The 24,380-nt window shown below is 61.8% G+C and carries 24 protein-coding genes; 9 read left to right on the top strand and 15 right to left on the bottom strand.

All coding sequences use genetic code 11. From position 1 onward, the window contains the following. Positions 1-159: 159 nt before the first annotated feature. Positions 160-1,995: an aminopeptidase P family protein gene (locus tag J5278_RS08420; protein WP_209184053.1), complete on the top strand. Its 1,836-nt coding sequence runs from the start codon at positions 160-162 to the stop codon at positions 1,993-1,995. Between the two features lie 27 nt (positions 1,996-2,022). Here J5278_RS08420 and J5278_RS08425 read toward each other — a convergent pair whose 3' ends face one another. Next, entirely contained in the window at positions 2,023-2,334 is a 312-nt protein-coding gene (locus J5278_RS08425) for an AzlD family protein (RefSeq protein ID WP_209184052.1), read from the bottom strand. Positions 2,335-2,336: 2 nt separating this feature from the next. Then, positions 2,337-3,059: an AzlC family ABC transporter permease gene (locus J5278_RS08430; RefSeq protein ID WP_142823178.1), complete on the bottom strand. Its 723-nt coding sequence runs from the start codon at positions 3,057-3,059 to the stop codon at positions 2,337-2,339. A 125-nt stretch (positions 3,060-3,184) separates the two neighbouring features. Here J5278_RS08430 and J5278_RS08435 point away from each other — a divergent pair, with 125 nt between their 5' ends. Further along, positions 3,185-3,439 carry a DUF2164 domain-containing protein gene (locus J5278_RS08435; RefSeq protein ID WP_209184051.1) on the top strand — a complete coding sequence of 85 codons (255 nt, stop codon included), beginning with the start codon at positions 3,185-3,187 and terminating at the stop codon, positions 3,437-3,439. Between the two features lie 9 nt (positions 3,440-3,448). Here J5278_RS08435 and panB read toward each other — a convergent pair whose 3' ends face one another. Further along, positions 3,449-4,270 carry a 3-methyl-2-oxobutanoate hydroxymethyltransferase gene (panB, locus tag J5278_RS08440; protein WP_209184050.1) on the bottom strand — a complete coding sequence of 274 codons (822 nt, stop codon included), beginning with the start codon at positions 4,268-4,270 and terminating at the stop codon, positions 3,449-3,451. Position 4,271: 1 nt separating this feature from the next. Further along, positions 4,272-5,147 (bottom strand): pantoate--beta-alanine ligase, encoded by an 876-nt coding sequence (panC, locus tag J5278_RS08445; protein ID WP_209184049.1) that lies wholly within the window; start codon positions 5,145-5,147, stop codon positions 4,272-4,274. A gap of 207 nt (positions 5,148-5,354) precedes the next feature. Between panC and J5278_RS08450 the strand changes: the two genes are divergently transcribed. Next, the gene (locus J5278_RS08450; RefSeq protein ID WP_257623393.1) at positions 5,355-6,737 is read left to right on the top strand and encodes a hypothetical protein; all 1,383 of its coding nucleotides are present in this window, start codon (positions 5,355-5,357) and stop codon (positions 6,735-6,737) included. Between the two features lie 7 nt (positions 6,738-6,744). Here J5278_RS08450 and J5278_RS08455 read toward each other — a convergent pair whose 3' ends face one another. From J5278_RS08455 to fucP, 3 genes are all read right to left on the bottom strand, one after another. After that, the gene (locus J5278_RS08455) at positions 6,745-7,860 is read right to left on the bottom strand and encodes a glycosyltransferase family 1 protein (protein WP_247749110.1); all 1,116 of its coding nucleotides are present in this window, start codon (positions 7,858-7,860) and stop codon (positions 6,745-6,747) included. Between the two features lie 44 nt (positions 7,861-7,904). Beyond that, on the bottom strand, positions 7,905-8,531 hold the full coding sequence (gene pncA, locus J5278_RS08460; RefSeq protein WP_209184047.1) for a bifunctional nicotinamidase/pyrazinamidase: 627 nt from the start codon (positions 8,529-8,531) through the stop codon (positions 7,905-7,907). A gap of 105 nt (positions 8,532-8,636) precedes the next feature. Then, the gene (gene fucP, locus J5278_RS08465; RefSeq protein WP_209184046.1) at positions 8,637-9,914 is read right to left on the bottom strand and encodes an L-fucose:H+ symporter permease; all 1,278 of its coding nucleotides are present in this window, start codon (positions 9,912-9,914) and stop codon (positions 8,637-8,639) included. Positions 9,915-10,230: 316 nt separating this feature from the next. Between fucP and J5278_RS08470 the strand changes: the two genes are divergently transcribed. From J5278_RS08470 to J5278_RS08480, 3 genes are all read left to right on the top strand, one after another. Then, positions 10,231-10,728, top strand: coding sequence for a GNAT family N-acetyltransferase (locus J5278_RS08470; protein WP_209184045.1), 498 nt, complete (start codon positions 10,231-10,233; stop codon positions 10,726-10,728). A 45-nt stretch (positions 10,729-10,773) separates the two neighbouring features. Further along, positions 10,774-11,193 carry an N-acetyltransferase gene (locus J5278_RS08475; RefSeq protein ID WP_209184044.1) on the top strand — a complete coding sequence of 140 codons (420 nt, stop codon included), beginning with the start codon at positions 10,774-10,776 and terminating at the stop codon, positions 11,191-11,193. A 309-nt stretch (positions 11,194-11,502) separates the two neighbouring features. Continuing rightward, positions 11,503-13,071, top strand: a complete 1,569-nt coding sequence (locus J5278_RS08480) for a hypothetical protein (protein ID WP_142823169.1) — start codon at positions 11,503-11,505, stop codon at positions 13,069-13,071. Positions 13,072-13,358: 287 nt separating this feature from the next. Here the strand turns inward: J5278_RS08480 and J5278_RS08485 are convergent, their stop codons facing one another. Next, on the bottom strand, positions 13,359-15,830 hold the full coding sequence (locus J5278_RS08485) for an ATP-dependent helicase (protein ID WP_209184043.1): 2,472 nt from the start codon (positions 15,828-15,830) through the stop codon (positions 13,359-13,361). A 294-nt stretch (positions 15,831-16,124) separates the two neighbouring features. On the opposite strand from J5278_RS08485, the gene J5278_RS08490 reads away from it, so the two are divergent. Continuing rightward, complete coding sequence (locus tag J5278_RS08490; RefSeq protein ID WP_142823167.1) at positions 16,125-16,793, top strand: OmpA family protein; 669 nt, start codon at positions 16,125-16,127, stop codon at positions 16,791-16,793. Between the two features lie 70 nt (positions 16,794-16,863). Here the strand turns inward: J5278_RS08490 and J5278_RS08495 are convergent, their stop codons facing one another. From J5278_RS08495 to J5278_RS08505, 3 genes are all read right to left on the bottom strand, one after another. Next, complete coding sequence (locus J5278_RS08495; RefSeq protein WP_209184041.1) at positions 16,864-17,109, bottom strand: hypothetical protein; 246 nt, start codon at positions 17,107-17,109, stop codon at positions 16,864-16,866. An 18-nt stretch (positions 17,110-17,127) separates the two neighbouring features. Then, entirely contained in the window at positions 17,128-17,475 is a 348-nt protein-coding gene (locus J5278_RS08500) for an HNH endonuclease (RefSeq protein ID WP_209184040.1), read from the bottom strand. 153 nt (positions 17,476-17,628) lie between these two features. After that, positions 17,629-18,534, bottom strand: coding sequence for a LysR family transcriptional regulator (locus J5278_RS08505; protein WP_209184039.1), 906 nt, complete (start codon positions 18,532-18,534; stop codon positions 17,629-17,631). Between the two features lie 91 nt (positions 18,535-18,625). Here J5278_RS08505 and J5278_RS08510 point away from each other — a divergent pair, with 91 nt between their 5' ends. After that, on the top strand, positions 18,626-19,663 hold the full coding sequence (locus J5278_RS08510; RefSeq protein ID WP_209184038.1) for an aldo/keto reductase: 1,038 nt from the start codon (positions 18,626-18,628) through the stop codon (positions 19,661-19,663). Between the two features lie 9 nt (positions 19,664-19,672). On the opposite strand, the gene J5278_RS08515 is transcribed toward J5278_RS08510, so the two are convergent. The 4 genes from J5278_RS08515 to J5278_RS08530 form a co-directional block, all read right to left on the bottom strand. Further along, complete coding sequence (locus tag J5278_RS08515; RefSeq protein ID WP_209184037.1) at positions 19,673-20,398, bottom strand: amino acid ABC transporter ATP-binding protein; 726 nt, start codon at positions 20,396-20,398, stop codon at positions 19,673-19,675. After that, complete coding sequence (locus J5278_RS08520; RefSeq protein ID WP_111222884.1) at positions 20,376-21,035, bottom strand: amino acid ABC transporter permease; 660 nt, start codon at positions 21,033-21,035, stop codon at positions 20,376-20,378. Before J5278_RS08520 ends, J5278_RS08515 begins: the two co-directional genes overlap by 23 nt. Continuing rightward, the gene (locus tag J5278_RS08525; protein ID WP_209184036.1) at positions 21,032-21,703 is read right to left on the bottom strand and encodes an amino acid ABC transporter permease; all 672 of its coding nucleotides are present in this window, start codon (positions 21,701-21,703) and stop codon (positions 21,032-21,034) included. The genes J5278_RS08520 and J5278_RS08525 overlap by 4 nt, the downstream gene beginning before the upstream one ends. A gap of 66 nt (positions 21,704-21,769) precedes the next feature. Further along, positions 21,770-22,564, bottom strand: coding sequence for a transporter substrate-binding domain-containing protein (locus J5278_RS08530; RefSeq protein ID WP_209184035.1), 795 nt, complete (start codon positions 22,562-22,564; stop codon positions 21,770-21,772). Between the two features lie 348 nt (positions 22,565-22,912). On the opposite strand from J5278_RS08530, the gene J5278_RS08535 reads away from it, so the two are divergent. Next, positions 22,913-24,325, top strand: coding sequence for an FAD-binding oxidoreductase (locus J5278_RS08535; RefSeq protein ID WP_209184138.1), 1,413 nt, complete (start codon positions 22,913-22,915; stop codon positions 24,323-24,325). Positions 24,326-24,380: the final 55 nt, after the last annotated feature.

Consider the following 24,380-nt stretch of genomic DNA (forward strand, 5'->3'; position numbering starts at 1 on the left):
TGAGTCATAATCGCTCGATTCTGCCCATGAAATAGGCGTAGTCGTTAACGGGCATTAACAGGCATTAATGCGAGGGCCAGTCTCGCAATGGCGCCGAATTGGGATAACATGCAGGCAACCGCCCAAGGCGGATTCGCTTTGTCAGCATTTGGATGCCCCATGTTCCAGTCTTTTGATGTCACTTCCACACCGCAGTTCGGCCGTGAACGCGTCGAGGGGCTTCGAGCCTCGTTTGCAGCTCTCGGGATCGATGCATTTCTGGTGCCGCGCGCCGATGAGTTCCAGGGCGAGTATGTGCCCGCCTGCTCGGAGCGACTGGCGTGGTTGAGCGGCTTCACCGGTTCAGCCGGCGTGGCGCTGGTAACGCAATCGCAGGCCGTTGTTTTCGTCGATGGCCGCTACACGACTCAGCTGCTGGAGCAGGTGGATACGACAGTGTTTTCCGGTGGGGATCTCGTCGGAGAACCGCCGCATCAGTGGCTTACGAAGCACGCCGCCAAGGGGCTTCGGCTCGGGATCGACCCGTGGCTGCACACCGGCGCGGAAGTGCGACGGCTGGAAAAGGCGTTGGGCGAGATCGGCGGCACGATTGTGTTCCTGCCGCACAATCCGCTCGATCGCCTGTGGACAGACCGCCCTGCCGAGCCGCTCGGACCCGTGACCATCCAGACGGTGGAGCAGGCGGGCGTGCTTGCCAGCGAGAAGATCGGCGCTATTGCACGGCTTCTGGAAGAGAAGAACTGCGCGGCCGTGCTGGTCACGGATCCCTCGTCGATCGCCTGGATCTTCAATATTCGCGGCAATGACGTGCCGCATACACCACATCCGCTCGCCCGGGCGATCATTCATGCCGGCGGCAGGGCAGAGCTGTTTCTCGACAAGCGCAAGACCAATATCGAGGCGGAAGCCTATCTGGCGCAACTTTGCCAGCAACTTCCCCCGTCCGATCTGATCGAGAGGCTGAATGAAGCTTCCGCCAATGGCGCGCGCGTAATGGTCGACCCGGATCTGGCAGCGCAGGCTCTGACCGATATTATCCGCAGCGTCGGTGGCGAGGTTGTCGAGGGTAGCGATCCCGCACGGCTGCCGCGTGCCCGCAAGAACCAGGCGGAGCTGAATGGCTCGGCTGCTGCCCATCTGCAGGACGGCGCGGCGATGGTGACCTTCCTCCATTGGCTGGAGACGCAGAAGCCGGCGACAGTTTCCGAGATCGACGCAGCTCGTAAGCTCGAGGCCGTCAGGGCCGAAGTCGGCCAGGCGATGCAAAATCCGCTGAAAGACCTGTCATTCGACACGATTTCGGGAGCCGGCGAGCATGGCGCCATTATCCATTACAGGGTGACGACGGAGAGCGACCGGCTGCTGCAGGCTGGCGAACTCTACCTACTCGACTCGGGCGCTCAATATATCAACGGCACAACCGACATCACCCGTACCGTTGCCGTCGGCACCGTGCCGGAGGAGCAGCGACAGTTCTTCACGCTGGTTCTGAAAGGCATGATCGGCATCAGCACGGCGCGCTTTCCGGTCGGCACGCGCGGCTGCGATCTCGATCCGCTGGCCCGCATCGCGCTCTGGAAGGCCGGCGCCGACTATGCCCACGGCACCGGCCATGGCGTCGGCTCGTTCCTGTCGGTGCATGAAGGCCCGCAGCGCATTGCCCGTCTCTCGACGCAGGAACTGCTGCCCGGCATGATCCTGTCGAACGAGCCTGGCTACTATCGTCCCGGCAGCTTCGGCATCCGAATCGAAAACCTCATCTATGTCCGCGATGCGGAGCCGATCGACGGCGGCGATATCGACATGCTGGGTTTCGAGACGCTGACCTTCTGCCCCATCGACCGCAGCCTGATCATCGCAGAATTGCTAACCCATGACGAGCTTCACTGGCTTAACGACTATCACGCGCGCACCCGTGAGGCGCTGATGCCGCTTATCCATGACGCCCAGGTGCGCAGCTGGCTGGAGAATGCGACGCTGCCGCTCGGCCACTGAGGCCGAACTTTTCACGCGAAGTCAGGGTTAGGCGCCGATGAACTGGCGCCAGACCATGACGACGATCCAGCCGGTGACGAGCATTGCGCTGGCCGGCAGATAAAGGCCGACCAATCCTGCGGCTACCAGCGCCACCTTGAGGTCGATGCCGCCGTTGAAGAAGGTGGGGGCCATCAGCGCTGTCAGCACGGCGGCGGGCACGGCGTTGAGGGCGGCCTCCATGCGCGGCGGGATGCGGGTCATTCGGGTGATGAGAACGTAGCCGCCGATGCGCGTCAGGTAGGTTACGCCGGCAGCCGCGAGTATGAGCAACAGCATGTGGGGATCGAATTGCGTCATTGTTACACCTCGTGGTTTTCGACTGCGAGGTCGGGCTTGCGGTTGCTTTTGACCGGCGGCAGCAGGGCTGCCAATGCGACGCCGGCAAGCGCGCCGATGCTGACATGCCAGGGCGAGCCGACATAACGGTAGGCGACGACAGCGGCAACGGCGCTGGCAGCGACGACGGGCAGGAAATTGTCGCGCTTGCGGAAGCCTATGACGATGCCGAGAAAATAGAGGGGCAGCAGCACATCAAGGCCGATCGAGCGGGGATCGCCGATCAGGCTGCCCAGCAGGCCGCCGATGAAGCTTGCGAATACCCAGGGAATATAGACCATCAACGCAAGGCCGATATACCAGGAAAAGCTGACCTGCTTGCCGGCTTCGCCGCGTTTCACCGTCTCGGCAAACTGTGGATCGACCAGCAGGAAGAAGGTCAGGGCCTTCTGGATGCCATTAAAGTGCCTGATGTAGCGGGCAATCGCCGCCGAATAGAGGATATGGCGAAAGTTGACCGCCAGGATCGACAGGACGATCAGCCAGGCGGCGACGTCGTGACCGAAGAGATCGAGGCCGACCAGCTGGCTGGCACCGGCGTAGACGATGCCGCTCATTAATGTCAGTTCGCCGAGCGACAGGCCGTGGCCTTGGGCGATGGCGCCGAACAGGGCGCCGAAGGGTGTGGAGGCAAGGCCTACGAGGATACCGCCGCGCAGTCCCTCCTGAAAGTCCGCGCGATTCATCTCAAGCCCTGCGTTATTTCCGGTTGCGGGCTTCCCTGTAAGGCGAGGGGCTGGCAGCGGCAACTGAATTTCCTTGATCGATGGATCGATTTCGCTGAACCTTGCGGCGCGCAAGGAGGGCACAGATGAAGAAGATCATTCTACCCAAGGAGGAGAAGGCCGCTGCCGTCACGCGCATCCGCGAATATTTCGCCGACGAACTCGACCAGACCATCGGCGTGCTGCCGGCCGAATTCCTGCTGGAATTTTTCGCCAACGATATCGGCGCATTCTTCTACAACCAGGGTCTACGCGACGCCCATGCGGCGCTGACGAAGCAGATGGAGGATTTCGGCGAGGCGATCTATCTGCTCGAGCGGGAACGCAATGACGGGACCTGATGTATTGAGTCAGCTTTTAGGCTGAAACGTATGTTCCGGCCCGGGAAACGACCGCGCCTTCACGTCTTCCGCATAGGCTGCGGCGGCTTCCGATATCAGCGGCGCGAGATTGGCGAAGTGCTTGACGAAGCGCGGTTTGAAATCGCTGAACAGGCCGAGCATGTCATCGGACACGAGCACTTGGCCGTCGCAGGCAGGCGAGGCGCCGATGCCGATGGTGGGAATCGACAGGCTCGCGGTGATCTCGCGAGCCAGCGGCTCAACCGTGCCTTCGATAACGATGGCAAAGGCGCCAGCCTCTCCGATGGCGGCGGCATCGTCACGAATCTTGTCCGATTCCTTGTCCGAGCGACCAAGTGCGCGGTATCCGCCGTTGGTGTTGACCAACTGCGGCATCAGGCCGACATGGCCGAATACGGGAATGCCGCGTGCGGTGAGGAAGGCGACGGTCTCGGCCATTTCCCGTCCGCCCTCGAGCTTGACGCCGTCGCAGCCGGTTTCCTTCATGATGCGGGCAGCGCTCAGGAATGCCTGTTCCTTAGAGGCCTGGTAGGTGCCGAAGGGCAGGTCGACGATGACGCAGGCATGGGCGACGCCGCGCATCACGGCCTGGCCGTGGGCGATCATCATCTCCAGCGTGACGCCGACCGTGGTCGGCAGGCCGTAGAGCACCATGCCGAGCGAATCGCCGACCAGCAGCAGGTCGCAGTGAGGATCGAGCAGACGCGCCATCGGCGTCGTGTAGGCCGTGAGCGCTACGACAGGGCGCGTGCCCTTCATCGCTTCGATGCGGGCTGGTGTGATGTGCTTGGCGGAGGTCATGGCACTCATGTCAGGCGGCCTTTTCGCTGCGGGCGTTGATTTGACCGATGACGCGGTTGTCCAGCAGCCGGGTTGTTCCGATCCGCACGAAGAGGGCGACGAGTATCGGGCTTTCGCCGGTGGCCGCCAGGGGTTTTAGAGTTTGCGGATCGCGCACGGCGACCACTTCGGGTGTGGCGAGCGGCTCGCGCGCGATGAAGTCTGTGAGGGCACTTTCCAGCGCTGCGGGATCCCGGACGCCCGCCGCGTAGAGGCGTTCGGCTTCTGCGAGCGCTTGAGGCACGATGACGGCAGCGGCGCGCTCATCGGCGGTGAGGTAGCTATTGCGCGATGACAGCGCCAGGCCATCGATATCGCGCACCGTCGGGACAGCGACGACGGTCACCGGCTGCGCCAAATCCTCCACCATGCGGCGGATCAGGGTCACCTGCTGGAAATCCTTCTCGCCGAAATAGGCCTTGTTGGGCTGGACGATGTTGAAGAGCTTGGTCACGACGGTGGCGACGCCGGCAAAGTGGCCGGGACGCACAGAGCCCTCGAGTTCGGTGCCGAGCGCCGGCACGTCGACGACGGCTTCCATCGGTCTTGGATACATGTCTGGAGGCGTCGGGGCGAAGAGATAATCGACCCCGGCCTCGCGCAACATGGCGCTGTCACGCTCGAAATCGCGCGGATATTTCGCCAGATCCTCGCCGGCGGCAAATTGCAGCGGATTGACGAAGATTGAGGTGACGACGATGTCGTTTTCGCTCCGCGCCCGGCGGACAAGTTCCAGGTGTCCGGCATGCAAATAGCCCATGGTCGGCACAAGGCCGATGCGGTGTCCGGCGCGCAGATGCGGCAGAAGCCTGGCGCGCATCTCCGCAATGGTGCTTGTCACATCCATAGATCACTCCTCCCCACGCAGGGCGAAACCGAAGTCCCGCGAGCCGGCCATGCATCCCATCCACGAAACGGCAGGCTCTCCTAGCGCGCCGCGCTGCCAAAGGCAATTCGGCGCTTCGTCCGGAACCTGCGCTGCCAACCACGGAATGAGAGGCGACTTAGCATTTTCGTCAGCTTTTTGCGCTTATCTCGTCGGATGGCGAAGATCGTGGCTTTGGCGGCATATTTCTATCAGGCGGCGGTGGCATTCGGGCTGCTGATCGTCGTCGCCCACTGGCTGTCGCCTGCCGATTATTCTGCCTATTCGCTGTTTATCTCCATCAGCCAGTTTGCAGCGATCCTCTGTTTCGAATGGATCCGCTTTGCCTGCAGCCGGTTCTATCCCGGCCAGACGGGGAGCGAGCCAACAGAACGGCGCGCTCTGAAGGTCGAGTTTGCCGCCTGCGCGCTCATCTGCGTGGTCGCAGCTGCGGTGTCGATCCTGTTTGCCGTGCCTGTCGGCGTGGCGCTGGTTGGCGGTCTTGTGGCGATCTTTCAAGGCGCGAGCGACCTACACCTGACGATGTTGCGCTTCCGCCAGGAATTTCGCACCTTTTCGAGGCTTCAGGGATCGCGCGCCACAATCCTCGCCGTGGGCACGCTCAGCGGCGCGCTGTTGGCCCCGACCTTCATGGCGGCGATCGTGGGGCTGCTGGCCGGCTATGTGGTCTATACGCTACTGGCGGTGGCGCTGACCCGCAGCGTCTCGCCGGAGCGCGCAAGCTTCGACGCTACCGTTGCCCGCAAGCACTTCGTCTATGGCAGCGTCGCTGCCGGCGCCTCAGTCGTCGGCCTGCTGGCGCCACTCGGCCTGAAGGCGATCCTGACCAGTGTCCTCGGGCCAACCGCTGCTGCCGGGGCGCTGCTGGCGCTCGATCTGCTGCAGCGGCCCTTCGTGCTCATCGTCTCGGCGCTGCAGGCGATCCAATACCCCGATGTTGTGGCACTTTACGACCGGGACGGCAAAACCAGCGCTTTCAAGGCGCAACTCGGTGCCTATTACTCGCTGCTGACCGGCTTTACGCTGATGACGGCTGCCGGCATTTTTGCCCTGTTGCAACCCATCGGCTTGTTCGTTATCGCGCCTGCTCTCCGGGACGGGTTCATGAGTGCTGCACCTTTCGTCGTCGGGCTGGCGCTTTGCCGGGCGCTGACGCTCAACATGCTGCCGACACCGGCGCATCTTCGGCACCGGCTTCTGTCCATCTTCCTTCTGTCGGCCGTCGATTGCTTGTTGCTGAACGGCGCTACGCTGGCGGCGTCAGCGATGCTTGGCGATGCAAGCGGACCGTTGATGGCGGGCGGCATGGTCGGTGCATTGCTGGCTATGGTGGTTGGTATCAGGGTGCTGGTGACGCTGCCGTTCGATTTCGTTTGGCAGCCAGTAGCTTTTGCGGCAGTGGGGCTTGCCATCCCGGTCGTGGCCACTGCCGGCTACGCGCATGCGCTCTGGTCCTCGGTGGCTGTCGGCGTGGTCGGCGGCGGCGTCTTTTGCCTCGCCGGGTTGTACAGCTATTTCAGGCGGCTGTTCAGCGCGGCGGCAACCTCCTAGTCATGGCTTACAGGGCGGCCAGCATGTCCAGGATGCGGCCGGCGCTTGTATCCCAGGAAAAACGACCGACATTGATCCGGCCGGCATCCTGCAAAGACTGGTGCAGGGATGGATCGTCGCAGATGCGGCGCATCGCGTCGGTCAGTTCCTCCTGTCTGGTCGGATCGAAATAGAGGGCGGCAGTGCCGCAGGCTTCGCGCACGGTCGGGATATCTGCCGCGAGGACCGGGCAGGCTTGTGTCATGGCCTCCAGCGGCGGAATGCCGAAGCCTTCGTAGAGGCTCGGGAAGACGAAGGCGGTCGCGTGGCGTTCCAGCGCCACGATCTCGGCATCGGTCAGCCTGCCGGGATAGAGGATGCTGCCGGTCGAGGCCGCGTCTTTCGATTTGAAAACGCTCGGCGCGCTGCCGCCGACCACGACCAGCTTCTGGCCGGTGTTGCCAAGGGCTTCGAAGGCGCGGATGGCAAACTCCAGGTTCTTGTTGGGCTTCATGGTGCCGACCAGCAGGAAGAAGCCGTTCGTGGAGAGGGCGAGCCGGTCGATGATCCCGGTATCCGGCGCAATGGCGGCAAAATGATCAACCGCGTTGTAGACGACATCGATACCGGCGGCCGGCACCTTGAAGACAGAGGCGAGTTCGCGGCGGGAAAACTCCGAGACCGTGGCGATCTTTGCCGTCCGGGTCAGGGCAAAGCCGAGAGCGGCGTGCAGCAGCCGGTAGCTGCGCTTGAAGGAGCCCGGATGGCGGAAGATCGTCACGTCATGAATGACAACCGCCTGGCGCCGGTGCAGCAGCGGGCCGCTGCCGCCGAAGCCCAGCAATCGGCCTTTGCGGGCATGAGCGTAAAGCGCTGTCTGTTCCCACAGGTGCCCGGGCCCCCGGCCGAACGCATCGACGCGGATGGCCTGAAGATCGAGATCAACCGCAGTGCCATCGGGGACAGCGAGGCGCCAGTCGACCCCTTTCAAGGCTTCTGGCACGGTGCCGGCTGCGATCCTTGCATCCAGCGCCAGTGTCAGTTCCCTTGCGAAGCGTTGCACGCCCGAAAGGGGCTGCGTCAGAAAGCGGCCGTTGATGGTGATGGTTTGCACGGCAATGGCCCCATGGCGTTTCCGCCACATTCGGCGATCTTCGTGAAGGAAGGTTTAGCGCCTCCGCCGATCGCTCAGGCGTTGAGCGCCTCGGCGCTGTCGATGATCGCCACGCCGCGCGTGCGCATTTCGTCGATGGCGGCCTTTACGCCGGCAGGGTCGATGCCGCGGCTGGCGTCCTCGATGAAGCGCACCCTGACGCCCGGCAGCATCTCGACGGCATCGATTGCGGAGAACTTGACGCAGTAATCGGTGGCGAGGCCGCAAAGATCGAGTCCAGTGACCTGCCGCTCGCGCAGGTAGTCGGCGAGGCCGGTCAGGGCCGCCTGATCGTTGTCGCGGAACGCGGAGTAGCTGTCGACCTCAGGGTTCTGGCCCTTCTGCTGGATGAAATCGATGGCGCCGGCGTGGAGGTCGGGATGGAGGGCGGCGTCCGGGGTATCCTGGACGCAATGGTCCGGCCACATCATCTGCGGTTTGCCGGAGAGCATGCCCATGTCGAAAGGGTTCTTGCCGGGATGGGAGGAGGCAAAGCTGCCATGGCCTTCGGGGTGCCAGTCCTGCGAGGCGACGACAAGGTCGTACTTGCCGCTGTCGATCAGTCTGTTGGCGACGGGCACGATCTCGTCGCCCTCTGGAACGGCGAGGTTTCCGCCCGGGCAGAAGCCGGTCTGGATATCGATCAGCAGCAGGGCCTTCATCTCACGTCCTTCTATCCATGTCTTGGCGCACGATGCCAAGACGGCGCGGAAGGATCAAGTGCTTTGCGCCCCGCACAGGGTGCGAGGCGCATTGGGTTCAGGGTGTCAGCGCAGCTTGTGACCCTTGATGCCGTAGAATGCGATGTAGATGTAGCAGAGCACGGGCATCAGGAAGGCGAGGTGGATGCCAATGGTATCGGCAAGACCGCCCTGAATGACCGGCAGGATGGCGCCGCCGACGATGGCAAGGCAGAGGATGCCGGAGCCCTGGCTGGTGTATTTGCCGAGGCCTTCGAGCGCCAGGCTGAAGATCGTCGGGAACATGATCGAGTTGAACAGCCCGACCAGCAGCACGGCCCACATGGCGACATGTCCGGTAGTAAGCACGGTGATGAGCAGCAGGATGGCAGCGAGAGCGGCGTTGAATGCCAGAGCCTTGCCGTCATCGACGTAGCGCATGGCAACGGCGCCGATGAAGCGGCCGATCATCGCACCGCCCCAGAAATAGGCGACGTAATGGGCAGCATCCGATTCCGACAGGCCGCCAATGTCGGACTGGCTGAAGAAGTTGACGAGGAAGCTGCCGATGCTGACTTCAGCGCCAACATAGAGGAAGATGCCGACGGCGCCGAGGACGAGATGGCGATACTGCCAGGCCGATCCGGTATCGCCGGGCTTGTTGACGGTTTCATCGCCCTGGACGTTCGGCAGCTTCAGCGCGGCAAAGACGGCTGCCAGCACCAGAAACGCGATGGCAAGGATCATGTAGGGGAATTTGACCGTGCTGGCTTCAGCCAGATGGATGGCGTCGAGCTGTTCCGGCGTCGCGGTGCTGAGATCGGCTGTTGCCGCCGAGAGGATCAGGAAGGCGCCGAAGATCGGCGCGATGGTGGTGCCAAGCGAATTGAAGGCCTGGGTCAGTGTCAGGCGGGCGGCGGCCGTTTCAGGCTTGCCGAGGACGGTGACATAGGGGTTGGCGGCAACCTGCAGAACGGTGACGCCGGCGGCGAGCACGAAGAGTGCGCCGAGGAACAATGCGTAGATGCGGTAGCTGGCGGCGGGGATGAACAGCGCGCATCCGATAGCGGCAATGACGAGGCCGACGACGATGCCCCATTTGTAGCTGATGCGCTTGACCAGAGCGCCGGCCGGCAGCGAGACGATGAAGTAGGCGCCGAAGAAGCAGAGCTGGATGAGCATCGATTGCGTATAGTTCAGCTGAAAGACGTTTTTCAGGTGCGGAACCAGAATATCATTCAGGCAGGTGATGAAGCCCCACATGAAAAAGAGAGAGGTGAGCGCAATAAGCGCAAATTGATAATTCTGTCCCGCCGGCGCCTTGGCACCTTCGGAGACAGCGCTGTTTGTTGTTATACCAGCCACTTTATTGATCCTCAAAACTGTTGTCGCCGCGCCTGAAACGTTTCAGGCCCTGCCGGGCGGCAGATTGGCAGCGGCCCGCTGAAAATCCGCAAAAGAGCGCGGGAGGCAGGGCCGTAGGCGACGATATAAAGCAGTCAGCGACAATTGGTAGCACCGCAGCATTGTGTTTTTTGCAGTGCAGCATAGCGTCAGGATTGAGGCTTGGGGGTGTCGAACCGGTGGCGGCTGATGGTAATTCAGCGGCAGAGTAGGGTACTGAAACTGCGCTAAGCTGTTGCTTCTTTGCCGTTTTTCTGTTGTCTGCTACAAGCGTCAGATGATCATCAGACCCGAAAATGCCAACGACATTCAGCCGATCCGCGTGCTCGTCACCAACGCATTCGACGGCGCTCCCCACAGCGATGGCGCGGAAGGCGCTATTGTTGACGGCCTTAGAGCCGGAGGCGCTTTAACGGTGTCGCTGGTGGCAGAAAAGGATGGAGAAATTGTCGGCCGTGTCGCCTTTTCTCCAGTCGAAATCCATGGCCAAGCCGTCAACTGGTACGGGCTCGGGCCGGTCGCCGTGCGACCCGACAAGCGGCGACAGGGCCTCGGAGGGAGGCTTATCGAAGCTGGACTTGACCAGATAAAAACCCGTGGCGCGGCTGGATGTGTCGTCCTCGGCGACCCCGGCTACTATGCCCGCTTCGGGTTCAAGGCCGACCCCGCTTTGCGCTTTCCCGGAGTCCCGGCGGAATATTTCCAAAGACTCGACTTTGAAGATGAGACGCGACAAGGCGTTGTGGTCTATCACAGGGCGTTCTACGGAACCTGACCGCTGCCTGCGGGAATGTTCCTAGCCAACCCACGGGAGAACGACATGTCTGCCCTTGACCTCGAGCTTGTCACCCAGCCCAGCGATGACGATTACAACGCAATTCGCCAACCGCTGATCGACTACAATGCTTCAAAGGTGGATGGGCCATGGGGCCCACTCGCAATCCTGCTGCGCGACGAGGCTGGAACGGTGCAGGGTGGTCTATGGGCGAGCTACAGCTATGACTGGCTTTTCGTGGAATTGCTCGTGGTCCCCGAAGCCTTTCGCGGCCAAGGCCTTGGTGCGAGGATGCTGCAACAGGCGGAAGGCTGGGCCAGAGAGCGAGGCTGCGTTGGCGTCTGGCTGGATACGTTCAGCTTTCAGGCGCCAGGCTTCTACGAGAAGCAAGGCTATACCGTCTTCGGCGTGCTCGATCACTATCCGGGCGAGATGCAGCGGTTCTTCCTGCGCAAGATGCTGTGATTTTTTCTCGAGGACTGCGGATCAGCTTCTATGGATATGCAAGGTGGTGACACCGTCGGCCGGTCATAATGCTGCACCTTGACAATTATCCGGTACCTTACCATCGCTAGCTTTATCGCAAAGGTCGCGTGTCTGCTTCGCTTGGAGCGGCCACGGCTGCTTCGGTGAGTGTGTTGCCGCGATCAGTTGAGCCAACCACCAATTGCAGTCATTCTGTCCCCACCCTGACCTTGTCATGCTGAACAAGCACCTTATTTGGTGCCTCTGAAGGTGCGATGAGCAGACAGGCTGGATGGGGTGACCTCGATAATGCGCGTTGCAAAAAGGTTGCCTCTCCGGAAGTATCGTCTCCTGATTGCCCTCCTTTTTGCAAACATATTATCGTTTTTCTGCGTAACGCAGTTCGCCAACGCAGGCATTTTTGACGCCTTTGGCAGCAGGGCCGTCTTCTGCCAGCCTAAAGATCGACAATGTGTCCTCGATGTAGCACTCGACATAGCGATCAAGGATTTCAGCAGCCGCGATCCGATTGCCGAAGCCGCTCCACATGCAACGCGGGCCGGCAGGCTTTATGCGCTTGTTCCGCCAGATCAGTGGCAGGCGGTTCGGCAACGCTGGCAGGCGGCGGGAGCAGATGAGGCTTTCTTCGCCACTCTAGACAAGACCAGCTGGCCTCTCCTTCCATCGGACTGGCTGACTGCTGACCTCCTTGAGGAAGCTTTGGACAGCCAAGAGGGGCCTGATAGGACGAACTTTGCCGACTTCGTTGAGTTCGCCTTTCCCGTTTTGCTTAAGAAAGAACGCGCGGCTACGCTTTCTCTTTGGGACGAGCACGTAGAGATGCTCTGGAACGATGCGTTCGATACCGTCACGCTGGTTTTCGACTGGATGGCAAATAATGATGTGGATGCGCTGGAGCGTTATGCCAGCCGCTATAATTTTCCGCAGTCCGCGACTTATGATCCGAGGGAGGGGCTGAGCCGGGCCGCTGCACGTTTCTGTGATAACGGCAATCATGAGCCAGGGGAGCGCATCCTCGCACTGCTTGAGAAGGAGAAGCAGGGCTGGAAGCTGGAGAGAGAGAAACAGGCGATAGACTGGTCTCGGCAGACCACTGGTGTGCTTGCTTGCCGAGGCGAGCAGGCTGCGCTTGACCTTGTTGATCCTGTCCTGGCGCAGATGCAGACGGATGTGCGCGAGGCCAAAGAAAAATACAAGAACCCGCAGGAACAGGCCTTCGTTGTTGGCGTGATCCGCAGCGAAGTTGCAGAGGGTCTGATACAACCGCTGGCGTTGCACTTCGAAGAGGCCGGTCAACACGATCAGGCGGTGAAGGTGTTCGCCCGACTGCCTGTACAGCAGTCAGCGATGATGCTCAGCGACATTGCTGAAAAGGGCATTTATGGCATGGAGTTCCTTCAGCAGTCGTTTGCCGAATTTATGGAGGTTCACCGTGAAGATGCCTTCTACGATACCGACAGAAGCAAGGCACTGACTTGGTATCTCGAAAAATATGATGGCAGCGAGGCGGGGCCGGGCCTCGAACGTGAGGCCGAGGCGATCGACATGGCTGGCGAGATCTGGCCCAACCCTGTAGCGCGGCAGGCCGCTGAAAAGGCACTAAAGACGCTTGCCGATAGGGCTAATGAAGATCGTCGGGCGAAGCAGAGCGCGCTTGATCGAGCACGCCTAAGGTTGGGGGCGTTCGAAAAACGCAGGCGGGGTTGCGAGATCCCTGACACCGCGCTCACGGAAATGCTTGCCAATGCTGGCGGCTATGATTTTGCTGAGCAGCGCAGCGAGATGTTGATCGACTACCTGAGCTATCTGGATACAGACAAGAACGGCGAAAGCCGCGGGGATTGCATTATTCATTAAGGCGGCGGCGCAATTAAGACGCAGCGATCACGCCCAGCCCTCAGGTGCCGTGTCGTCCTACATTTTGCCACACCGCTTCAATATTAGGTCCTGATTGCGCCAGATCGTTGGATATCGTATCCCGGATATATCGTCGAGATCTTGGATTACCTAAGGCTAACGGCGAAGCAGGACGGTTTGCGGAATTCGTTGGACGCAGAGCTAAATAGCTATTCTTCGAATTCGTAAAATGTCCCCAACGGGCCGACATCCGCCACGGGGTTACTCGCCACAGCGCGCTTTCGCCCTCACACCCTCTCCACAAACCCGTCCAGCACCCGCTTCTGCCCGGCCCTGTCGAATTCGATGGTCAGCTTGTTACCTTCGATAGCTGAAATATTGCCGTTGCCGAACTTGATGTGGAAGATGCGCTCGCCGACTGTGAAGCGCGAGGGCGTGTCGGTGGTCGACTTTGCCACCAGTTCGCCGTCGATGGTGCGCGCCTTCGGGCCGCTTTCGCCGTAGCCGATGCGCTCGACCGCGTGGCCGGAGCGCGAGCCCCAGTTGTCGCGCGTTGCATCGGTCTTGTTGGCCTGGGCGCGTTTCCAGCCCGGCGTGCCGTAGCTGTTGGAGAATGGCTCGGCCTTGTCGAAGCGTGACTGGCCGTAGGCGCTGCGCCCATAGCCGCCGTAGGATTGCTCGGTCTCGGCGACGGACACGTGGGTATTCGGCAACTCGTCGAGGAAGCGGGAGGGCAGGGTGGATTGCCAGAGGCCGTGGATGCGGCGGTTCGAGACGAACCAGATGTGGCAGAGGCGTTTTGCCCGCGTCAGGCCGACATAGGCAAGCCGGCGTTCCTCTTCTAGGCCCGCCCGTCCGCTCTCGTCGAGCGAGCGCTGGTGGGGAAACAGGCCTTCTTCCCAGCCGGGCAGGAAGACCGTCTTGAATTCCAGCCCCTTGGCGGAATGCAGCGTCATGATCGAGACAGCATCGAGGTTCTCGTTGTTTTCGGCGTCCATGACCAGCGAGACGTGTTCGAGGAAGCCGCGCATGCTCTCGAAGCTGTCCATCGAGCGGATCAGTTCTTTCAGGTTGTCGAGGCGGCCCGGCGCTTCAGCCGACTTGTCGTTCTTCCACATGTCGGTGTAGCCGGATTCCTCAAGGATCTGCTCGGCAAGCTGCGTGTGGGGTGCGTTTTCGAGCCGTTCCTGCCAGCGGCGGACGGACATCACGACGTCGTACAAAGCCTTGCGCGGCTTCGGCTTCATCTCGTCGGTTTCGATGATGTCGGCTGCCGCGGCCAGCATGGGTATATTGCGGGCGCGGGCATAGTCGTGCAGGGCGCGCACGGTCGTGTCGCCAAGACCGCGTTTCGGCGTGTTGACGATGCGCTCGAAGGCGAGGTCGTCGGCCGGCTGGCAGACGAGGCGGAAATAGGCCATGGCATCGCGGATTTCCATGCGCTCGTAGAAGCGTGGGCCGCCGATGACGCGGTAGTTGAGGCCGAGCGTGACGAAGCGGTCTTCGAACTCGCGCATCTGGAACGAGGCGCGCACGAGGATCGCCATGTCGTTCAGCGCGTGGCCGCCGCGCTGCAGCTGCTCGATCTCTTCGCCCAGCGCCCGGGCTTCCTCTTCCGAGTCCCAGGCGGCGTGAACCTGAACCTTGGCGTCTTCTGGATCGCTGCGGTCGGTGAAAAGCGTCTTGCCGAGCCGGCCTTCGTTGTGGGCGATCAGATGGGCAGCGGCGCCGAGGATGTGCTCGGTCGAGCGGTAATTGCGCTCGAGCTTGATCACCTTGGCGCCCGGAAAATCCTTCTCGAAGCGCAGGATGTTGTCGACCTCGGCGCCGCGCCAGCCGTAGATCGACTGGTCGTCGTCGCCGACGCAGCAGACATTCTGCATCTCGCCTTTCGGCCGTTGTGCGAGCAGCCGCAGCCACATGTACTGGGCGGTGTTGGTGTCCTGGTACTCGTCGACGAGGATATAGCGGAAGCGCTGGTGATAATCCTTCAGCACATCCGGGTTTTGGCGGAACATGGTGATCGGATGCAGCAGCAGGTCGCCGAAATCGCAGGCGTTCAGCGTCTTCAGCCGCGCCTGGTAGGCAGCGTAGAGTTCGCGGCCCTTGCCGTTGGCAAAAGCACGGGCATCGCCCTCGGCAATATCGGGCGGTGTCAGGCCCTTGTTCTTCCAGCCGTCGATCATGCCGGCGAACTGCTTTGCCGGCCAGCGCTTGTCGTCGAGGCCCTCGGCCTGGATGATCTGCTTGATCAGGCGAACGACGTCGTCGGTATCGAGGATGGAGAAATCCGATGTCAGGCCGACCAGTTCCGCGTGACGGCGGAGCAGCTTGACGCCGATCGAGTGGAAGGTGCCGAGCCATGGCATGCCTTCGACGGCGCCACCGACGAGCAGCGCAACACGCTCCTTCATCTCGCGCGCCGCCTTGTTGGTGAAGGTCACCGACAGGATCTGGCTGGGGAAGGCGCGGTTGGTCGACAGGATATGGGCGATACGGGTGGTGAGCACACGGGTCTTGCCGGTGCCGGCGCCGGCCAGTACCAGCAGCGGCCCCTCCAGCGTCTCGACAGCCTCTGTCTGCTCGGCGTTGAGGCCGGCGAGGTAATCCGGCACGCGGCCGACATCGCGCGCTGCCATGGCGCGCGCGGCAATGCCGCCAGCAGCCTGCGGGCGGGCTGCAGCCGGCTCGTGGCGCCTTGGCTCGGCGTGCTCGGGCTCTTCGTCGAAGAAGGGAATGTCGTCGTGTCCTATCGTCATGTCGCGTAATGTAGTGATTCGGATTCGAAAGGCCAGAAAAGATGTTCTGCTTTCATTCCCTTATTGCCATCCCGCCCGCTATCGGAGCCGCCCCAGCGCGCGATTCGGAGACGGCAGGGCGCGGTGACCTGTCGTCGCCCGCGCGGCAATGTCCCCGCGCATCGACTACGGCCTATGGTTCGCAACGACGCTCATGGGGCAAATCTGTGCGTTGACAAGGGGCTGTCATTATTTTTCATGATATTGCCGCAATCCTTGATACACGTCTCGTCATCGAAGCAGAGGCCCTCGTCCATGATCAAGAAATTCGTCCTACTCGCCGTCTCGGCTGCCTTCCTGAATGCCTGCACGACCACCGATCCCTACACGGGCGAGCAGAAGGTTTCGAACACTGCGGGTGGCGCTGCCATCGGCGCGGGGCTCGGGGCGATTGCGGGCCTTGCCGTCGGCGGCTCACCTGTCGGACGGCGCAATGCGGCGCTGATCGGAGCAGGCATCGGCGCTCTCGCCGGCGGTTCTATCGGCAATTACATGGACCAGCAGGAATCGGAACTGCGCCAGCAGCTGCAGGGCACCGGCGTTTCCGTCACGCGCACTGGCGACCGTATCATTCTCAACATGCCGTCGGCGATCACCTTCGATACCGACCAGTATTACGTAAAGCCGGAGTTCGACCAGACGCTGAACTCGGTGGCAATCGTTCTGCGCAAGTTCAACAAAACGCTGATCGACGTCAACGGCCATACGGATTCGACCGGCAGCATGCAGCATAACCAGGAGCTCTCGGAGCGTCGCGCAGACTCGGTTGCCGGCTATCTCGGCACCCAGGGCATCGATCCGCGCCGCGTCTCCGCCGTCGGCTTCGGCCCGACACAGCCGGTCGCCAGCAACGCGTCGGAAGCCGGCCGCGCGCAGAACCGTCGCGTCGAAATCCAGATAGCGCCGATCACCCAGAACGGCTGATTGCCGATGTAGGGCGTGCGCAGGCAGGACCCGCGCCGCCCCTGACGGGCTGAACTCATCCTGCTGTAGATCAGAGGTCCTGTGCGCGCGCGAGCAAATCCGCCCAGCGTTTGACGTAACCGTTGACGACGGGCGGGTGCAGGCGTGCAGAGATCAGCTTTTGCTCAAGGCTATGCACATCGAAGGCTTCCAGAGGGGTGTCCCTCGGATAGAGCTTGAGCGTGTAGGTAAACATCTCCTCCCAGCTCCGCCGGACCCCGACGGATTCATCGTCCAGATGCGGGCGATAGCGGGTGACGAGCTCATCGAGGGTCATGGCCTGTGCTCCCGGATACTACCGTTTGCGCCCACGGCCCGAGGCTTGTCCGGACTCCTTGGCCAGGTCTGCAAATCCTGGCGGCTTGCTTTTGATCCACGCCACGAAAGTCTGCACAGCCGGATCCTCGAGAATGGCCTCGATCGTGCTGAACTTCTTGGCGAGTTGGCTATCCGTGAAGATTGCATGGATCTGGTTGTGGCAGACGCGGTGCAGGCAGACGGTTTCCTTGCCGCCCTTGCTCTTCGGGACGAGATGGTGGGCGTCCTTCTGATCGTCCGGGATCACGCGCTCGCAGAGCGGGCAAATCGTTGGCTCCGGCTCCGCGTTCGATGATTCAAAGTCGTCTCTGTTCTTGCGGGCCATATATCCTCGGTCAATTTTTCGAGCTGGTGCTGTCGTGCATTCGTATCGTTTCGATCGATGCAGGCGTCTCCCGCAGATATCGCTTCTGACGGAATGGAGCAACGATCTTGCGCAGTCGTCTCAGCCTCGCATTTGCGACGCACTATACCTTGCCTATGACAGCCTGACGTGCTCGGCCAGAAAATCCAGCAAAGCACGAACCCGCGCTGGGACTGGGCCGCCTTCGCCGATATAGACGGCGTGGAACGCCTCGATGTCGCCGGGGTTGCAGTCATCGAGCACGACGACCAGGCGTCCAGCGGCCAGATCGTTTAGGATCGTAAAGCTTGCCAGACGCGCGAGGCCGCCGCCGGCCAGGCAAAGATGTCGCATGGCCTCGCCATCGCTCGCCTCGAGCGTGTTGACCAGCTTTTTCGTGACGCTCTTGCCGTCCACCATCAACGGCCAGCCGGCAACGGCACGCCGATAGGAAAAGGCGATCTTCCGGTGGCTGTCGAGATCGGCTGGCGTGCGCGGCGTGCCATGCTCCTGAAGATAGTCCGGCGTGGCGACGATCGCCATCGACGTGCCACCAAGCTTGCGCGCGACCAGCTGCGAACTCTTCATCGGACCAGCCCGTATCGCCACATCTGCATTTTCGGCCATGAGGTCGACGACCGCGTCGGTAACGGTAATCTCGAGTGTGACTTCGGGATAAAGCCGCAGAAATTGCGGGATGAGTGGCGCAAGGACATGATTGGCAAAAGACGCGCTCGTGTTGATGCGTATGCGGCCGATCGCCAATTCTCCGACCGAGGCGTTGCGTTCCGCCTCGGCAATGTCGGCAAGTATCCGGACGCTGCTGTCGTAGAAGAGGCTGCCTTCCGTTGTCAGCTGCAGCGTGCGAGTGGAGCGATTGAGCAGTCTGGTACCGAGCCGCCCCTCAAGCCGCGTCATGAGCTTGCTGACTGCCGACGGGGTGAGGCGGCTGGCGCGGGCGGCAGCCGAAAATCCGCCGAGATCAACCACCCGGACAAAGATCTCCATTTCGCCGGAACGGTTTACGTCGGTCTTGCTCACTGTGAATTCAACTCATGAATGCTGATCGTTGCGGCAGTCTAGTTCACATCGTCGTTGCAATCTACCTTTGACGAAACGCAAGGAGACGACCATGGACTACAGATATCTCGGCCGATCCGGCCTGAAAGTTCCCGCCTTGAGCTTTGGCGCGGCGACGTTTGGCGGCAGCGGCCCGCTGTTCGGTGCCTGGGGGACGACTGGCGTCGTCGAAGCCCGCCGCCTCATCGACATCTGCCTGGAAGCTGGCCTCAACCTGTTCGACACGGCGGACGTCTATTCGGCGGGTGCCTCGGAGGAAGTGCTGGGGCAGGCGATCCGTGGCCGCCGCGACAGCGTGCTGATATCGACAAAGATGGCGCTGCCGATGGGCGACGGACCGAACGATGCCGGCACCTCGCGCTCGCGGTTGATCCGCACGACAGAAGATGCGTTGCGCCGGCTCGGCACGGATTACATCGACCTGCTGCAGCTCCACGCATTCGATGCCCATACGCCGGTGGAGGAGGTGCTGTCGACGCTGGACGATCTCATCTCATCGGGCAAGGTCCGCTATGTCGGCGCCTCGAACTTTGCCGGATGGGAGCTGATGAAATCGCTGGCGGCAGCCGACCGGGGCGGCCATCCTCGTTATGTCGCGCACCAGGTCTATTACTCGCTGGTTGGCCGCGACTACGAATGGGAGCTGATGCCGCTCGGCGCAGACCAGGGTGTCGGTGCGCTCGTCTGGAGCCCGCTCGGCTGGGGGCGGCTGACAGGCAAGATCCGCCGTGGCCAGCCTTTGCCGGAAGGCAGCAGGCTTCACCAGACGGCAGAGTTCGGACCGCCCGTTGATGACGACAAGCTTTTCGACATCGTCGATGTCCTCGACGGGATCGCCGAGGAAACCGGGCGTTCGGTGCCTCAGATCGCAATCAACTGGCTGCTCAGCCGGCCAACTGTTTCAAGCGTCATCATCGGGGCGCGAAACGAGGAACAGCTCCGGCAAAACCTCGGTGCTGTCGGCTGGAGCCTGACCACCGAGCAGATTGCCCGCCTCGATGCGGCAAGTGCTCTCGCAGCGCCTTATCCCTACTATCCATACCGCCGGCAGGAGGGGTTTGCGCGGCTCAATCCGCCGATGCTGCCTTAGGCTGTCTGCTCACAGCATCCCCAGAAACTGCTTCAGTTCCAGCGTTTTGGGGTTGCTGAAGAACTCCGCGGGAGGGCCTATTTCGTGGACTCGGCCTTCGTGCATGAAGACGACGCGCGAGCAGACGTCGCGGGCGAACTTCATCTCGTGGGTGACCATCAGCAGCGTCATGCCTTCGGATGCGAGTTCGCGGACCACGGCCAGCACTTCCGACACGAGCTCCGGGTCGAGCGCCGAGGTGATCTCGTCGCAGAGCAGCGCGATCGGCTGCATCGCCAGCGCCCGGGCGATGGCGACGCGCTGCTGCTGGCCGCCGGATAGCTCGTCGGGATAGGCATCGAACTTGTGGGCGAGGCCGACGCGTTCAAGCATCTTTCGGGCCATGGCTTCTGCGTCGGCCTTCGACGTCTTTCGCACCACCGTCTGCGACAGCATGACATTGCGGCCGGCTGTCAGGTGCGGAAAGAGATTGAACTGCTGGAAGATCATGCCGACCTTCAGCCGCAGCGCCTTCAGATGCAATTCGTCCGGCAGGAACTGGGCACCGGCGACGGAGATCGATCCGTCATCGATAAGTTCCAGGCCGTTGATGCAGCGCAAGAGGGTGGATTTCCCCGACCCGCTCTTGCCGATGATGGCGATGACCTCGCCGGGTTCGACGTCGATATTGATGCCCTTCAGAACTTCGTTGGTGCCGAAGCTCTTGCGCACTTCAGTGATTTCGATGAGCGACATTGAGCTTCCTTTCCAGGATCTGGCTGCTCTTCGACAGAGGCCAGCAGAGGGCAAAATAGATGAGGGCGACGAAACCGTAGACGGTGAACGGCTCGAAGGTGGCATTGGTAATGGCGGTGCCGGCCTTCGACAGTTCGACGAAGCCGATGATCGATGTCAGCGCCGTGCCTTTCACCACCTGCACGGAAAAGCCGACGGTCGGCGGCACCGCGACGCGCAGCGCCTGCGGCAGGATCACGTGGCGCATCTGCTGGGCGTATCCCATGCCGAGGCTGGCGGATGCCTCCCACTGGCCCTTGACGACGGACTCGACGCAACCGCGCCAGATTTCAGTTAGGAAAGCGGCCGACCAGAGGATGAGCGCGACGCCGGCTGCAAGCCATGCCGGGACATCGATGCCGAACAGGCCCATGCCGAAGAAGGCGAGGAACAGCTGCATCAACAGCGGGGTGCCCTGGAACAGTTCGACGTAATATTTGACGAAGATCCGCGCCATCCGCCGCTTGCCGGTGCGCAGATAGAGCAGCACCATGCCGAGCAGGCCGCCGCCGACGAAAGAGACCAGCGACAGGAGGATGGTCCAGCGGGTGGCGTAGAGAAGGTTGCGGACGATATCCCAGGTGGTGAACTGGATCATCGGATGCTCCTGCGCGGAAAGAGGATGCGGCCGAGGCCAGACAGGAGCTGGCGCAGGATGATTGCCAGCAGCAGGTAGATGGTCGTCGAGACGAAATAGGCCTCGAAGGCGCGGAACGAGCGGGACTGGATGAAATTTGCGGCAAAGGTCAGGTCTTCGGCGGCGATCTGTGAGACGACGGCGGAGCCGAGCATGACGATGATGATCTGCGACGACAGGGCTGGCCAGATGCGCTGCAGCGACGGGACGAGGATCACATGCCAGAATGTCTGGAACGGCGTCATCGCAAGGCTGGCGCCCGCCTCGAACTGGCCGCGCGGTGTCGCCTGGATGCCGGCCCGGATGATCTCGCAACCATAGGCGCCGAGATTGATGACCATGGCGAAATTGGCTGCCTGCATTTCCCCGAGCTTGATGCCGATGCCGGGCAGGCCGAAGAAGATGAAGAACAGCTGGACGATGAAGGGCGTGTTGCGGATCAACTCGACATAGGGAACGACGATGGGCCTCAGCCAGCGGGGGCCGAGCGAGCGGGCCCATGCGCAGGCGATAGCGAGCGCGATGCCGAAGACCGCGCCGACGGCGGTCAGTTCCAGCGTGATGCCGACGCCCTTGATCAGCATGGGGTAGTATTCGCCAAGCCAGGCGAAGTCGAAATGGTAGTGCATCCAGGTTCCTCCGCTTCCGGTCGGGAGGCCGACGCCGCAGGGGCGCCAGCCTTAATCAGGGAGCGGTCAGAGGTCTGCCGGGATGTCCTGGTGCAGCCATTTCTGGGTGATCTTGTTCATCGATCCATCGGCCCTGCCAGCCGCGATGATCTCGTTGATCTTGCCCTTGAGGGCGTCCTCGTTCTTGTTGAGGCCGATATAGCAGGGCGACTTGTTCATCAGGAACTTCAGTTCCGGACGGTTCGGCGGGTTCTTTTCGAGGATCGCAGCGGCAATGACGTTGCCTGTCACGATGACCTGGACCTGGCCCGAAAGGAAGGCCGAGATCGTGCCATTATTGTCCTCGAAGCGCTTGATGATGGCATCCGGCGGGGCGATCTTCGTCAGGGCGAGGTCCTCGATGGCGCCGCGGGCCACGGCAACCGTCTTGCCCGAGAGATCGGCAGCGGACGTGATCTTCAGGTCGGCTGGGGCAAAGGCGCCGTTGAAGAAGGGCGCATAGGCGGAGGTGAAGTCGATGACCTTCTCGCGATCCGGGTTCTTTCCGAGGCTGGAGATGACGATGTCGGCCTTGTTGGTCTGCAGGTAGGGGATGCGGTTGGGCAGCGTCACCGGCACCAGTTCCGCCTTGACGCCCAGCTTGGAGGCGATGAGTTTCGCCATGTCGATGTCGAGGCCCTGCAGTTCCATGTCCGGGCCGACAGTGCCGAACGGCGGTGCGTCCTGCGGCACGGCAACGCGGATCGATCCACGGGCGGTGATGTCGCTGAGGGCATCGGCGCGCGCCGCATGGGGAGCGGAGACGGTACCGACCGTCATCATCGCGAGTGCGGCCATGAGGAGGAACTGTTGGCGTTTCATAGGCTTGTCCTTTTAAACTCGAATGAAAAATCAAGAAGGCCTACGCAATTCGCGTGCCAGACGAAGGGCGCCGGGACGGGTGCGATGTAGCGGGTCCGGGCTCTCCGACGAGCCCAAATGCGGCCTGCCGCAAACGCATATGCCGCGATTTTGTGCAATATTTCGGTTCTCTAACGCTGGGGCGGTTGTCGGATGCAGCCGCAATTCCGATCTGCCGGAGAGCAAGGTCCGGTGTCGTTCCATGAGACCGCTGGACCCGACGTTGGGCTGGACAGGACGGATCGCTTGTCTCATAGAAGCCCTTCGGGGCCTCGCAGGTCCTGCCGAGATCGCATGGGAGATCACGCAATGGCGCTGGCGGATGCAAGAGCAGGAACACGCAACGAGGCGGGCGTTACTGCCGTTCTCGGCATTCTGAAGCAGGCTTTCGGCGACCGTTTCCAGACGGGCGATGCCTTTCGTGCCCAGCACGCGCACACTACGACATACATTCCCTCGCAGCTGCCCGACGGCGTGCTTTTTGCCGAGAGCAGCGACGACGTCAAGGCTGCCGTGCGCGCCTGTTCCGAGCACAAGGTGCCCATCATCGCGTTCGGCACGGGCTCGTCGCTGGAAGGCCAGATCAATGCGCCGAATGGCGGAATATCGATAGATATGAGTCGGATGAACAAGGTTCTTGCAGTCAATGCGGAGGATCTCGATTGCGTCGTCGAGCCGGGCGTGACGCGCGAGGAGCTCAACGTCTACCTGCGCGATACCGGCCTGTTCTTCCCCATCGATCCCGGCGCCAATGCCTCGATCGGCGGCATGACGTCGACCCGCGCCTCCGGCACCAATGCGGTGCGCTACGGGACGATGAAGGACAATGTTCTGGCTGTGACCGCTGTAACGGCGTCCGGCGAGGAGATCAGCACCGCTCGCCGGGCCCGCAAATCCTCTGCCGGCTACGACCTGACCCGGCTGTTCGTCGGATCCGAGGGGACGCTCGGTATCCTGACATCGGTGACGCTGCGGCTGCAGGGCATTCCGCAGAAGATCGCCGGTGGCGTCTGCGCCTTCCCGACCATCAAGGCGGCCTGTGACGCCGTCATCATGACCATCCAGATGGGCATTCCCGTTGCCCGCATCGAATTGCTGGACAGCATGCAGGTTCGTGCCTGCAACCGCTACTCCGGCCTGTCCTATCCCGAGCGGCCGACGCTTTTCCTGGAATTTCATGGCACGGAGGAAACGGTGCCGCTGCAATCGGCTGAATTCGGTGAGATCGCTGCCGAATGTGGCGGGGACGAGTTTCAATGGACCGTCAATGTCGAGGAGCGCAACAAGCTCTGGAAGGCCCGTCACGATGCGTACTGGGCCTGCCGCGCGCTGGCGCCGGAAATGGCGGCCTTGTCGACGGACGTCTGCGTGCCGATTTCGAGGCTTGCCGAGTGCGTCGTCGAAACACAGGCCGATATCGAGGCGCATGGACTGCTGGGGCCGATCGTCGGGCACGCCGGTGATGGAAACTTCCACGTCCTGCTGCTGTTCGACGACAAGACGCCCGAAGGTGTCGCCGTTGCCGAGGGATTTGTCGCGCGTCTCAATGCGCGGGCGTTGTCGATGGACGGCACCTGCACGGGCGAACATGGCATCGGCCAGGGCAAGATGGCGTTTCTCGAGCAGGAGCTCGGCGGCGCCGTCGACCTGATGCGCCAGATCAAGCGCGGTCTCGATCCCGATGGCATATTCAATCCCGGCAAAATCTTTCATGCAGACTGAAAAATGGAATATTACCATGAGTTTGCCTTGCCCCCGACGCGAATGGCGCTAGTGT

It is taken from the genome of Rhizobium sp. B21/90 (assembly GCF_019355815.1).
In the GTDB taxonomy this organism is placed as follows: Bacteria; Pseudomonadota; Alphaproteobacteria; order Rhizobiales; family Rhizobiaceae; genus Rhizobium; species Rhizobium rhododendri.